Genomic DNA, 12,552 nt, shown 5'->3' with positions numbered 1-12,552 from the left:
TCGTCGCACACAGGGGATGCGATGACGCATCGGCCTTCACGAACCCCCGTGGTTCGTGAAGGCCGACGGCGCGTGCCGATGGTCGCGGCGTGCACGGTTGTGGCGGGCCACCGCGTGGAAGGATCGCTTCGGCTCCCAGCGATAGGCGGAAGCGGGGTCGGTGTGGTCCCGCCTGATCACCTTCACCAGGCCGTACGAGGCCATGTCCAGGTCGAATCCGGCGATCGGCGAATGGGGCAGGTCGGTCGAGATGGGTTCATCGTGGACGCCTCGCACGAGACGTACGGGCGATCGGCTGCGGTGCGATCGATGCCGCGCTCGACTCCAGGCTCGATCGCGGGCCCGACTCCAGGGTCGATCGCGGGCTCGTGCTCCCGTGGCTCATTCACCGTGTCTCCCCTTGACCGACGCTCCGAGTGCTGGCGCTTCAGCACCAGGTTCCGGCCACGGGACAAGGACGGTTCATCGGCCATAAGTGCCATCGGGGAGCGACTTAGGCGCTGTTTCTCGGATCATGTGCGGAGCCAGATCAGGAGTGCTGCGAGTGTGACGGTGCCGAGGTAGATGTAGGCGCGTTTCTCGTAGCGGGTGGCGACGGCTCGGAAGCCCTTCAACCGGTTGATGGCGCGTTCGACGGTGTTGCGCTTCTTGTAGCGCTCGCTGTCGAAACCGGTGGGCCGGCCGCCTCGGGAACCGCGGTTGCGGCGGTGTTCTTGCTGGTCGAGACGTTCGGGGATGGTGTGCCGGATTCCACGTCGTCGCAGGTAACGACGGTTAATTCGGGACGTGTAGGCCTTGTCCGCCAGGACATGGTCGGGGCGGGTGCGGGGCCGCCCGACTCCGGTGCGAGGCACGGATACCTGCTCCAGCACGCGCTCGAGCTGAGGGCCGTCGCCGTAGTGTCCGGGTGTCAGGACGAGGGCGAGGGGTCGGCATCGTCCCTCCGCGGCGAGGTGGATTTTGGTCGTGAAGCCTCCGCGGGAGCGTCCCAGGCATTCGCCGATCTGACCACCTCCGCCAATCGGGCGGCCAGCTTCCGAAGCACCGGATCGGCCTGGTTCGTCCCCCGGACGGCCCCCTTTTGAACAACCGCGGCCGGCCGAGCCTTCCTTGCGCCGGCGGCGTGCTGGTGGGCCCGCACCGCTGTTGAGTCCACCGAGACGTCCCAGTCGATCCGGCCCGCGGCGTCCTCGGCGGCCTGGACCTTCGACAGCAGCATCTCCCACGTTCCATCCGCGGACCAGCGGCGATGCCGCTTATAGACCGTCTCCCACGGCCCGAACCGTTCCGGAAGATCCCGCCACTGAACACCCGTCCGCACCCGGTAGAGGACCCCGTTGATCACCCGACGGTGATCGCTCCACCGGCCCCCACGAGTACCACCACGAGGTAAGCACGAAGCCAGCCGATCCCATTCCGCATTTGTCAGATCCCCACGGCCCATACCCCGAGCCTGACCCCAACCCCCCGCTCACGTCCCGAGATCCGAGAAACAGTGCCTAAGTCGCTCCCCGATGGCACTGCGATCCGATCACCCTTCGGAAGGGCCGCCGTCCGGCTTGCGCACATCCGGCCCGGCGTCCCCCACGGGGGCATCGGCCGCCGCGGGATCCAGAATGCGCATCAGGAAGTTCCTGGTCCGCTCGTGCTGCGGATCGCCCACAACCTGCTCGGCCGGCCCCTGCTCGACGATCACTCCGCCGTCCATGAACACGACCCGGTCGGCGACCTCCCGCGCGAAACTCATCTCGTGCGTGACGACCATCATCGTCATGCCCTCGGCGGCCAGCAGCCGCATCACCGAGAGCACATCGCCCACCAGCTCGGGGTCGAGCGCCGAGGTCGGCTCGTCGAAAAGCATCACCTTGGGCCCCATCGACAGCGCCCGTGCAATCGCCACCCGCTGCTGCTGCCCGCCGGACAGCTGCGCCGGATAGGCATCCGCCTTGTCGGCAAGACCCACGCGGTCGAGGTTCTCCCGGGCCACGGCGGCGGCCTGTGCCTTGCCCCGGCCCAGCACGCGCCGCTGGGGCAGCGTGAGGTTCTCGGTCACGCTCACATGCGGGAAGAGGTTGAACTGCTGGAAGACCATGCCGATACGGCGGCGTACCGCGTCGATGTCCACGTCCAGGTCGGTGACTTCCGTACCGCCCACGAAGACCTGGCCGGAGGTGGGCTCCTCCAGCAGATTGACGCAGCGCAGCAGGGTCGACTTGCCCGACCCCGACGGTCCGATGACGCACACCACCTCGCCGCGGGCGATGTCCAGGTCGATGCCCCGCAGGACCTCGTTGTCCCCGAAGGACTTGTGCAGGCCCCGGATCTCGATCTCCGCGCGGTCCGCGCCCATGCTGTCCACCGTGTCCGTCTTCTGAGACATCACGTCCTCACCTGGCCTTCTCGGAGCGGGCCTCCAGGCGGCGCACCACGAAGCTCAGCGGCACGGTCACCAGGAGATAGCAGAGCCCCGCGACCAGGATCGGGGTCGAGTTGGCGGTCTGGCTGGCCAGGTCCCTGCCGAACTTGGTCAGCTCCCGTTCCTCCAGCGTGACACCGAGGAACAGCACCAGCGAGGAGTCCTTGAACAGCAGGACGAGCTCATTGGTCAGTGGCGGGATGACGATGCGGAACGCCTGCGGAATGATCACCGACACCATGGCCCGGCCGTGTGAGAAGCCGAGCGAACGGGCCGCCTCCATCTGTCCCTTGGGCACCGCCTGGATGCCCGCCCGGATCGTTTCCGCCATATAGGCCGCGGCGACCAGTCCAAGACCGAGCGCGACCTTGCCGTACGTACCACCGGGAATCTGGGTCCCGGGGAACGCCAGTGGCACCGCCACGCCCACGAAGATGAAGATCAGCAGGGCGGGCAGACCACGGAAGAGCTCGATGTAGACGGTGGCGACCCACCGGTAGGGAGCGACGGAGGAGAGCCGCATCAGCGCGATGATCAGACCGAGCACCAGGCCGAAGACGAAGCCGGAGAGGGTGTAGATCACCGTGTTGCGCAGCGCGGTCGTGATGATGTCCGGGAAGAGCTCCTTCGCCAGGTCCTTCTGCGCGAACTGGTTCTGGAGCCTGCCCCAGTCGGCCAGAAGGCCGACCGCGGCTATCGCCGCGACGAACACGGCGTACTGGATGCCCTGCGAGACACGGCGCCGCTGGCGCCTGGTCAGCCGAGAGGTCACGACGTGCCCTGGGGCAGCGGGCCGATCCACTGCTCGTAGAGCTTCTTGTACGTGCCGTCCGCGCGGGCGTCCGTGATCGCCTTGTTGATGGCGTCGAGGAGCTTCTTGTTGCCCTTCTTCACCGAGATGCCGTACTGCTCGCCGGTGTCGATGTTGTCACCGAGGACGAATTCGGCGGCGTTCGTCTTGTCCTTGAGCCAGCCCTGGACGACCGGGTAGTCGATGACGACGGCGTCGACCTGACCGGTGCGCAGCCCGTTGAGCACCGCGTCCGAGCTCTCGAACGCGACCGGGTTGAAGCCCTGGTCCTTGGCGTAGCTCTCGCCGGTGGTCTCCGCCTGGGCGCCCAGCTTCTTGTTCTTGGCCTTGACGTCCGCGAGGGACTTCACGCCGCTCTTCTTGGTCGCGAGCAGCGCCTGCGTGGCGTCGAAGTACGGGACGGAGAAGTCCACGTTCTTCTTGCGCTCATCCGTGATCGTCATGCCCGCGGCGGCCAGGTCGCACTCGCCGGAGTTGAGGAAGGCGCCGGTCTTGAAGTTCTCGAACGGGGTGTCCACGATCTTCTGCTCGACCTTGAGGTTCTTCGCCACAAGGTCGACCAGCGCCACGTCGAAACCGACGACCTTGCCGCCCTGCTCGAACTGGAACGGCGGGTACGGCAGATGGGTGCAGGTGGTCAGCTTGCCCTTGTGGACCACGGGGACGCCGCCCGCCGCTTCACCCGCACCGTCGTCTCCCGAGGAACAGCCCACGGCAAGGAACATCCCCGCCGCCACGGCTCCGGCTGCGGTGGCGCGGGCACGGATGCTGGTGCGGTTGCTGCGGTGTCCGCTGGCCGTCCAGAACACGGTTGACCTCCATCGATGTGCGGTTGCGGGCGATCGGCAGGCGCGACTGCCCGCGGAGATCGTAAGGCACCGGCGGCGCGGGATGACCCAGCTGTCCACGCGGCGTTCCACCTGATGAGACGGGAGGGTGTCCAGTTGCGACCGGACAAGACCGGGTGAACGGCGACGAACGGGGACGAGTGCGCCGGCGCGTGCGGCGGTCGGGTCACCGGCCGCCCGGGTTCGCGTCAGACGATCGGAATGGCCAGTTCGGGACGGTCCCACAGCACCGCGGGCGGATTAGCGCGCACGGTGCCGATCCGCTGCGCGCCCACGCTGAGGTAGAAGCCTTCGGCGGGCGGGTGTGAGACGACGCGCACGGCCTCGATCCCCGCATCGCGCGCCCCGCCGACCATGTGCTCGATGAGCAGGCGGCCGATGCCGAGTCCCTGGGCGGCATCGGCGACGAACAGCAGGTCGAGTTCCGGCGGGGACAGGATGAGGGCATAGAAGCCCAGAGGTATCCCGTCCTCGCCGACGGCGACGAAGACCGAGTGGGTCTCGAGGTAGTCGGGCCCCACCCGGTATCCGGCGATCATCGGGGCGTACGGGCCCTCATAGGCGCGAGAACGGCGCACCAGCCGGGTCAGCCGCTTCGCGTCGCGGGCGGTGGCTCGTCTGATCCCTACGGCCGCCCGGCTCCCTACGGCCGCCCGGCGCGCCCCGCCGCGGGCGTCCGTCATACGCGAAGTCATGGAGAGAGTATTACCTGTCGACGCAGCCGCGGCAGTTCACCAGCGGACCGGACAAAGGAGGGGACCCGATGATCAGCCCCCGCGTCATCGATCAGCGATTGGTCGAGGACACCTCGCCACGTCTGGTCTGGTACGCCTCGTACGGCTCCAACATGCACATCGGCCGGCTGATGCACTACATCACGGGCGGGCGGCCCCCCGGCGCCACGAGAACGTACCCGGGTTGTCGCGACAAGCGGCCGCCACAGGCGTCCGTCCCGGTGGAACTCCGCGGCCAGGTGTACTTCGCCACCGAGTCGGCCGTGTGGACCGGCGGGCGAGCCTTCTACGATCCGGACACCGACGGGCAGGCACTCGCCAGGGCGCACCTGGTCACTTCCGGACAGTTCTCGGACATCGCGGCGCAGGAGATGTACGCGGAGCCGGGCCGGGACCTCGACCTGACGGAAGTCCTGAGTGCCGGCCGGGCAGTGCTCGGAGAGGGGCGTTACGAGACGCTTGTCTGTCCGGGCGCGCTGGACGGGGTTCCGGTGCTCACCTTCACGGCTCCGTGGGCCATGGCCGATGTCGAGTGGAACACACCGTCGGCGCCCTACCTGAAGCACCTGTCCGCCGGCCTCCTGGAGGCGGGCGCCTGGAGTGTGTCCGACATTGTCGAGTATGTGGCGGCTTGCCCGGGTGCGGCCGGGCATTGGAGCACAGTGGAGATTGCCCGCCTCATCGAGTGACGCCGTGCACGGCGCCCGTTCCGTCGCGACCCGTCCCGGGATCCCCCTTGCCAACTATCTGCATGCATGCATATATTGCAGATGTGCAAGCTTCAGATCGGCGCAACCAACTGGAGGACCCCATGGACACCACAGCGGACGAGCACGAGGTCTCCGCCGTCATCGCCGACCTCGTCGAGGCCTGGCGTCGGCACGACGCCGACGCGTACGGCGAACTCTTCACCGCCGACGCCACGTACACCACCTTCGTCGGCACCCACTACCGCGGCCGCCGCGACATCGTCGAGAGCCACCGCACCCTGTTCTCCACCTTCCTCAAGGGCACCCGACTGGCCGACGAGATCGTCGACATCCGCTTCTACGGGCCCGACACCGCCGTGGTCACGGGATGGGGCGACACCTACAAGGGCAAGCAGCCGAAGAAGCTCGTCAAGGCGCAGACGTACACGATGGTCCGCGAGGCCGACGGGCGGTGGCGCATCGCCGCCTTCCACAACACCAAGGCCAGGCGGCTCATGGAGGGCATCTCCTTCAAGGTCGCCCCCGGGCTCGTACCGGCAGCCCGGAGGTAACCCCTACTGCGGGGTGCTTTGCTGACGGCGCCTCCACCCTGAGCCGTACGGAGAGTTGGCTCCGTGGAGTGATGCCGCACCTCCTGCGTGATTCCTAGGCTCGCCTCCATCAGGCCGTCGCCCGACGCCGGCCACCAGGAGAAGGAGACCTCCGGGATGACCCGAGTCCGTCATACCGCCATCGCCGCCGCGCTCGTGCTGTCGCTGGCCGGGACGGGTACGGCATTGGCCGCTCCGCAGCAGGGGCGCGCCGCCGCGCACGCCGCCGCGCCCATCGACGCCAAGGGCGTTCAGCTGGAACTGCCGCGCCCCACAGGACCGTACGCCGTCGGGCGCAACACACTGCACCTCGTCGACACCTCCCGCCGCGACCACTGGGTGCCCACAGCGGGTGCGCGGGAACTGATGGTGTCGATGTACTACCCGGCACGGCCCGGTACCGGCACGCCCTCCCCGTACATGACCACCAAGGAAGCCCGGCTGCTGCTGGAGTATCAGGACCTGGACAAGCTGATTCCGGCCGAGGTCCTCAGCGGCACCCGCACCCACTCGTCGCGCGGCGCGCGGCCCGCGCACGGCCGCTTCCCGCTCGTGGTGCTCTCCCCCGGCTTCACCGCGCCTCGTAGCACCATCACCGCTCTCGCCGAGGAACTGACCAGCCGCGGCTATGTCGTCGCCACCGTCGACCACGCCTACGAGGCCGTGGGTGTGACCTTTCCCGGTGGCCGGACGCTGCCCTGCACGGCCTGCGAGACCGCTCAGGGGACCGGCCAGATCGCCGACGGACGGGCGAAGGATCTCTCCTTCGTACTGGACCGGCTGACGGGACGTCACCCGGCCTGGCGGTATGCCCGCATGATCGACCCGAGGCGGATCGGCATGGGCGGTCACTCCATCGGCGGCGCGAGCACCGCGGCGACGATGGCGCTCGACAGGCGGATACGCGCCGGGGTGAACATGGACGGCGCCTTCGCGACCGCACCCACCGCCGCGGGCCTGGGCGGACGTCCCTTCATGATGCTCGGCACCGAGGCCGGGCACAGCCCCGGCAGCAAGGACACCACCTGGGACCGCGCCTGGAGCAATCTGGACGGCTGGAAGCGCTGGGTGACCGTCGCCGGTTCGGGCCACTTCGCCTTCACCGATCTGCCGGTGCTCGGTGCGCAGTTGGGACTGAGCGACCCGGAGGAGCCGCTGCCCGGGAAGCGTGCGGGTGAGATCACCCGTGACTATGTGGGTGCCTTCTACGACCTGCATCTGCGGGGCATCGCACAGCCCCTGCTCGACGGTCCGTCGCCGCAGAACCCGGAAGTGAAGCTGCACAACCCTTCCTAGCCGCGGCGCCCGGCCACACATGTGGTGTACGTGGCGGGAGTTGCGCTCTGGCGCGGGGCGGTGCGGGCGCGATGGAATGTGCGCGCGCTCCCCGCGTGATCGTCACTTCCCGGGCTCTGGAGGCACGATGGCGAGACCGACCGCGTTACGTACGGCACGGAGGCTGGGCGTCGGCGCCCTCGCTGCCTGCCTGATGACGGCGCTGCCCGCCCCCACGGCGCGGGCGAACGACCCCGCGCAGGCGACGGACCCCGCGTATGCCCAGGCCGCGGGGCTGAAGATCGTCGGCAATGAGACGCAGCCCGCCTTCTCGCGCGCCGACGCGGTGTTCCAGCAGGTGAACGTCGAGACGGCGACGGACAGCGACGGCGACGGGCGGCGCGACACCGTACGGATGCGGATTCTGCGTCCGAAGGAGACCGACACCGGACTGAAGGTCGCCACGATCATCGAGGCGAGCCCGTACTGGGCCGGGGGCAACGATGTGCCGAACCATGAGGTGGATCTGGACGAGGACGGCCTGCCGGCCGACAGGCTGAGCTCCGGCGACCGGCGGCCGCCCGGCCTCGTCGGTCCGGCCGTGCCGTTCTCCGGCTATACGGACAACTACTTTCTGCCGCGCGGCTATGCGGTCGCCCAGGTCGACAGCGTCGGCACGGGCGGTTCGACCGGCTGCCCGACATCCGGTGGCCGCAATGAGACGCTCGGCGCGAAGGCGGTCGTGGACTGGCTGAACGGCCGGGCCAGGGGCTGGGACCTGGAGGGCAGGCCCGTCGGCGCGGCCTGGTCGACCGGCAATGCGGCGATGATGGGGATCTCGTACAACGGGACGCTGCCGACTGCCGTGGCCACGACGGGCGTTGAGGGACTCAAGGCGATCGTGCCGATCTCCGGCATATCGTCCTGGTACGACTACTACCGGGCGAACGGCGGGGTCGTGGCCCCCGGCGGCTATCAGGGCGAGGACACCGACGTCCTCGCCAAGTACGTCTACAGCCGCACCGACCGGGAGATCTGCAAGCCCGTCCTTGACCGGCTGACGGCCGATCAGGACCGCACGACCGGTGACTGGAGCCGGTTCTGGGCGGAGCGCGACTATGTCAAGGACGTACGGAAGATCAGGGCCGGGGTCTTCGCCGTGCACGGCGGCAACGACTGGAATGTGAAGACCCAGCACTTCGGGCAGTTGTGGGAGGCCCTGAAGAAGTACGACGTGCCGCGCAAGCTGTGGCTGCATCAGGCGGGCCACACCAATCCCATGCCGCTGCGGATGGAGGAGTGGCTGCGACAGCTGCACCAGTGGTTCGACTACTGGCTGTACGACCTGGACAACGGCGCACTCGACGCGCCACGGGTCGATGTCGAACAGTCCGACTTCAGCTGGCGTCAGCAGTCCGAGTGGCCGGCGCGCGGCACCCGCGATGTGACACTGCGGCTGAACGAGGACGGCCTCGCGCCGCTGCCCGGCCGGCCGGTCAAGCAGTCGCTGACGGACGAAGGCCGCACGGTTACGGCGGAGCGGCTGGTGGCCGATCCGGACACGGCGAAGGCGAACCGGCTGGCGTACACGACGGGCCCGCTGCCCCGGGATCTGCGGGTCAACGGCGTGCCCGAGGTGTCGGTACGGGCTTCACTGGACGGGACGTCCCCGTATGTGACGGCGCTGCTCGTCGACTACGGCACGGACACGCGCGCGACGGCGGGCACGGTCGCGGACACCTCCAAGCTGATCTGCTACGGAGAGGGCATCCCCGAGGACACGGGCTGCACCTACCGGACAGTGCACCGCACCGAGACGGCCGACTTCAAGATTGTGTCGCGCGGCTGGCTGGACGCCCGTAACCGCAATTCGATCGCTCGGCAGGACAAGGTCGTGGAGGGCCGGGAGTACCGACTGGATTGGGCGATGCAGCCTCAGGACTACGTCTTCAAGAGGGGGCACCGGCTGGGCGTGGTGCTGATCTCGACGGACTACGACTACACGCTGCGGTATCCGGCAGGGACGCGGATGACGGTACGGGCCGGGGTCAGCACGGTCACGCTCCCGGTCGGGAGGCCCTTAAGTCCCTTACATCTCACCCGCGCACCGGGTAGCAGGCCAGGACGCGGCACCGCATCAGAATACTGAGCCCCTGGCCGGAATTGATTCTCGAACATCCGTCCTCTAGGTTAGGCGAGCCTAACCTAAGAGAGTCGGAGAGCAGTGTGCGCGCAATGGTCTACCGGGACGCCTGGGGGATCCCGCATCTGCGGGCCGGCAGTCCGGACGAACTCGCCTACGTCCAGGGGCGCAACGTCGCGGCGGACCGGGCCTGGCAGATCGAGGTCGAACGCACGGCTTCGGGACGGTACGCATCGTCCCGCTGGATCCCGCCGCCGACGTCGATCTGATCCACGGCTGGGTCACCGAGGAACGGGCCCGGTTCTGGGGCATGGCCGACCACACCCGCGAACAGGTCCTGGAGATATATGAGTATCTGGACTCGCTCACGACCCATCACGCCTTCCTGGTCCAACGGGACGGCGAACCGGTCGCGCTCCTCCAGACGTACGAACCGGACGCCGACCCGGTCGGCGAGTGCTACGAGGTGCAGCCCGGCGACTACGGCGTACACATCCTGATCGGTCCCGCGGACGGCCGTACGGAGCGGGGCTTCACCGGCGAAATCCTTCGCGTCCTCATCGCCTACGTGCTGGCCGACCCGGCGCACCGGCGGATCATCGTCGAGCCGGATGCCCGCAACCAGAAGGCCATCGAGCGCATGGTCCGTGCCGGGTTCGAGCTCGGACCGGAGATCGACAAGCCGGAGAAGCGGGCGCGGCTGGCGTTCTTCAGCCGCGAGCCGCAGGAGCGCCGCGGCTGAGCGCCCCGGGACGACGGGCTCGGGCTGAGCGACCCGGGCGGACCGGCCGGGCTGACCGGCTTGGCCCCGGATGCCGGCCCCGCCGGTCAGCGCGAGAGGCCGGCCGGTCAGCGCGAGAGGCCCGGCCGGTCGACCGGTCAGCTGTGCTGGTCGAGGAAGTCGGCGACCAGCTCGGCGAACTCGTCCGGCGTGGCGATCCGCGTGCCCAGCTGCTCCGCCCTCTCCCGCTTCGATCCGGCGTTCTCACCGGCGACGAGGAGCGACGTGCGCTTCGAGACACTGGAGGACGACTTGCCCCCGGCCCGCTCGACGAGTTCGTTCATCTGATTGCGGGACAGCTTCTCCAGCGCTCCGGTCATCGCGCCGGTCACCACGACCGTCATGCCGTCCAGCGGGCCCGCATCCGCATCAGCCGAGTCGTCGCTCTCTCCCGCTGCCCCCACTTCGGCCGGCGGGGTCGCACCGGGCTCGGTCATATTGACGCCCGCTGCCGTCAGCTTGTCGATGAGGGAGCCCAGTTCGGCGAGTTCGGCTACCACCAGTCTGGCCTTCTCCACACCGATGCCGTCGACCTGCTGAAGGGCTTCGGCGTCGGCCGCGCGTATGTGCTCCATCGTCGCGAAGTGGCGGGCGATGCGGCGCGACATCGAGCGGCCGGTGCCGCGTACGCCGAGCGCGCAGAAGACCCGGGACAGCGGCCGCGCCTTCGCCCCCTCGATGGCCGCGATCAGATTGTCGGTGCTCGTCTCCCCCATCCGCTCCAGGCCGAGGAGCTGTTCGCGGGTCAGCGTGAACAGATCGGCGAAGTCGCTGACGAGTCCCGCTTCGACCAGCTGGACGACGCGAGTCGCGCCGAGACCCTCGATGTCGAGCTGGTCGCGTCCGGCCGCGTACGAAACGGAGGCCACCAGCCGGCAGTCGCGTCCTCGCACACACCGCCAGCGCTGCTCCGAGGTGTCGATCTCCGAGCCGCACTGCGGGCATGCCTCGGGGAAGGCGATCGGCTGCTCCTCACCCGTGCGCAGATGGGCGACCGGCGCCTCGATGCGGGGGATGATGTCGCCCGCCTTGTAGACCATCACGCGATCACCGATGCGCAGGTCGCGTCGGGTGATGTCGGCGGGGTTGTGGAGGGTCGCATAGGTGACGGTCGATCCGTCGATCTCCACCGGCTCCAGCACGGCGCGGGGCGCGATGATGCCGGTGCGCCCCACGTTCCACTCCACGCCGAGGAGGGTGGTGACCTTCTCCACGGCGGGCAGCTTGTACGCGATCGCCCAGCGCGGCGCCCGCGAGCCGGACCCGGCCGCGGCCTGGTCGGCGGCGAGGTCCGCCTTGATGACGATGCCGTCGATACCGAACGCCAACTCCGGGCGCAGCGCGGCAATTTCATCGACACGGGCCTGTATCTCGTCGATGGTCGTCAGAGTGCGCGGCGCGACCGGGGTGGTCTCGGCGGTGTGCACGCCCAGCCCCGCGACGTAGGTCATGAGACTGCTGTGCGGCCACTGACGCAGTTGCTCGTCGAGCGCCGTGCCGGAGGCGGCCAGCGGCAGGGCGCCGTAGCCGAAGAACGTCATCTCGACCCGGTATTCGCGGTCCTTGGCGCGCAGCGTGCCCGCCGCGCCGTTGCGCGGGTTGGCGAAGGGGGCGCCGCCGTGCGCGGTGCGCACCGTGTTGGCCTGCTCGAACTGCTCGTTGGTCATCAGCACTTCGCCGCGCACCTCCAGCGTGACCGGCTCGGCGAGCCGGTCCGGCAGGCCCGTGATGGTGCCGATCGCGTGCGACACGTCCTCACCGGCGCTCCCGTCACCGCGGGTGATGAGCCGGGTGAGCCGGCCGTCCTCGTAGCGCGCGGCGATCGCGAGTCCGTCCAGCTTCGGCTCGACGCTCCACTGCTCGACCGTCCTGCCGATCCGGCGCTCCACCGAGGCGACCCACGCGTGCAGCTGCTCGCCGGAGAAGACGTTGTCCAGGGAGAGCATCGGCACCGTGTGCGGCACATCCCCGACGGCCGCTCCCCCGGCGACCTTCCCGGTCGGTGAAGCGGCCGACACCTCGTCCGGATGCGCCTGTTCGTACGCGGCGATCCCGCGCACCAGGCGGTCGTACGCATCGTCGTCGAGGGTGCTCTCGCCCGTCGCGTAGTAGGCAGCGGCGGCCTGTGTCGCGGTCTCGACCGCTTCGGCGTACGCGGCGGAGTCGGCGAGAGCCGCGGCAGCGGCATGCGCGGCAGTTGATGTCGTCATGGCTCTCATACTGGCGCCCACCACTGACAATGGC

The 12,552-nt window shown here is 69.0% G+C and carries 13 protein-coding genes; 6 read left to right on the top strand and 7 right to left on the bottom strand.

Going from position 1 to position 12,552, the window contains the following annotated elements:
- Positions 1 to 36: 36 nt before the first annotated feature.
- The 6 genes from OG729_RS36580 to OG729_RS36555 form a co-directional block, all read right to left on the bottom strand.
- The gene (locus OG729_RS36580; protein ID WP_405810311.1) at positions 37 to 276 is read right to left on the bottom strand and encodes a hypothetical protein; all 240 of its coding nucleotides are present in this window, start codon (positions 274 to 276) and stop codon (positions 37 to 39) included.
- 236 nt (positions 277 to 512) lie between these two features.
- A protein-coding gene (locus OG729_RS36575) for an IS5 family transposase (RefSeq protein ID WP_405803601.1) occupies positions 513 to 1,444 on the bottom strand; the annotation gives its coding sequence in 2 pieces (ribosomal slippage) (positions 513 to 1,094 and positions 1,097 to 1,444; 930 coding nt in all).
- A gap of 87 nt (positions 1,445 to 1,531) precedes the next feature.
- On the bottom strand, positions 1,532 to 2,380 hold the full coding sequence (locus OG729_RS36570; RefSeq protein WP_405810310.1) for an amino acid ABC transporter ATP-binding protein: 849 nt from the start codon (positions 2,378 to 2,380) through the stop codon (positions 1,532 to 1,534).
- A 7-nt stretch (positions 2,381 to 2,387) separates the two neighbouring features.
- The gene (locus OG729_RS36565) at positions 2,388 to 3,218 is read right to left on the bottom strand and encodes an amino acid ABC transporter permease (protein WP_360868594.1); all 831 of its coding nucleotides are present in this window, start codon (positions 3,216 to 3,218) and stop codon (positions 2,388 to 2,390) included.
- Positions 3,185 to 3,952, bottom strand: coding sequence for an ABC transporter substrate-binding protein (locus OG729_RS36560; RefSeq protein WP_360868796.1), 768 nt, complete (start codon positions 3,950 to 3,952; stop codon positions 3,185 to 3,187). Before OG729_RS36560 ends, OG729_RS36565 begins: the two co-directional genes overlap by 34 nt.
- A 311-nt stretch (positions 3,953 to 4,263) precedes the next feature.
- A complete protein-coding gene (locus tag OG729_RS36555) occupies positions 4,264 to 4,758 on the bottom strand; it encodes a GNAT family N-acetyltransferase (RefSeq protein WP_405811412.1) in 495 nt (164 codons plus the stop codon).
- An 80-nt stretch (positions 4,759 to 4,838) separates the two neighbouring features.
- Here OG729_RS36555 and OG729_RS36550 point away from each other — a divergent pair, with 80 nt between their 5' ends.
- The 6 genes from OG729_RS36550 (at position 4,839) to OG729_RS36525 (ending at position 10,269) form a co-directional block, all read left to right on the top strand.
- Positions 4,839 to 5,498, top strand: coding sequence for a histone deacetylase (locus OG729_RS36550; RefSeq protein WP_405810308.1), 660 nt, complete (start codon positions 4,839 to 4,841; stop codon positions 5,496 to 5,498).
- A gap of 122 nt (positions 5,499 to 5,620) precedes the next feature.
- Positions 5,621 to 6,070, top strand: coding sequence for an SgcJ/EcaC family oxidoreductase (locus OG729_RS36545; RefSeq protein ID WP_405810306.1), 450 nt, complete (start codon positions 5,621 to 5,623; stop codon positions 6,068 to 6,070).
- A 156-nt stretch (positions 6,071 to 6,226) separates the two neighbouring features.
- Positions 6,227 to 7,405 carry an alpha/beta hydrolase gene (locus OG729_RS36540; RefSeq protein ID WP_360868584.1) on the top strand — a complete coding sequence of 393 codons (1,179 nt, stop codon included), beginning with the start codon at positions 6,227 to 6,229 and terminating at the stop codon, positions 7,403 to 7,405.
- A gap of 127 nt (positions 7,406 to 7,532) precedes the next feature.
- The gene (locus tag OG729_RS36535) at positions 7,533 to 9,533 is read left to right on the top strand and encodes a Xaa-Pro dipeptidyl-peptidase (RefSeq protein ID WP_405810304.1); all 2,001 of its coding nucleotides are present in this window, start codon (positions 7,533 to 7,535) and stop codon (positions 9,531 to 9,533) included.
- A gap of 86 nt (positions 9,534 to 9,619) precedes the next feature.
- Entirely contained in the window at positions 9,620 to 9,796 is a 177-nt protein-coding gene (locus tag OG729_RS36530) for a penicillin acylase family protein (protein ID WP_405811410.1), read from the top strand.
- On the top strand, positions 9,718 to 10,269 hold the full coding sequence (locus OG729_RS36525; protein WP_405811408.1) for a GNAT family N-acetyltransferase: 552 nt from the start codon (positions 9,718 to 9,720) through the stop codon (positions 10,267 to 10,269). Before OG729_RS36530 ends, OG729_RS36525 begins: the two co-directional genes overlap by 79 nt.
- Positions 10,270 to 10,406: 137 nt before the next feature.
- Here the strand turns inward: OG729_RS36525 and ligA are convergent, their stop codons facing one another.
- Positions 10,407 to 12,518, bottom strand: a complete 2,112-nt coding sequence (ligA, locus tag OG729_RS36520; RefSeq protein WP_405810303.1) for an NAD-dependent DNA ligase LigA — start codon at positions 12,516 to 12,518, stop codon at positions 10,407 to 10,409.
- Positions 12,519 to 12,552 lie beyond the last annotated feature (34 nt).

Origin of the sequence: Streptomyces sp. NBC_00210, assembly GCF_045160975.1 — a bacterium.
GTDB lineage: Bacteria > Actinomycetota > Actinomycetes > Streptomycetales > Streptomycetaceae > Streptomyces.
This window is presented reverse-complemented; position numbering and strand designations above follow the sequence as displayed.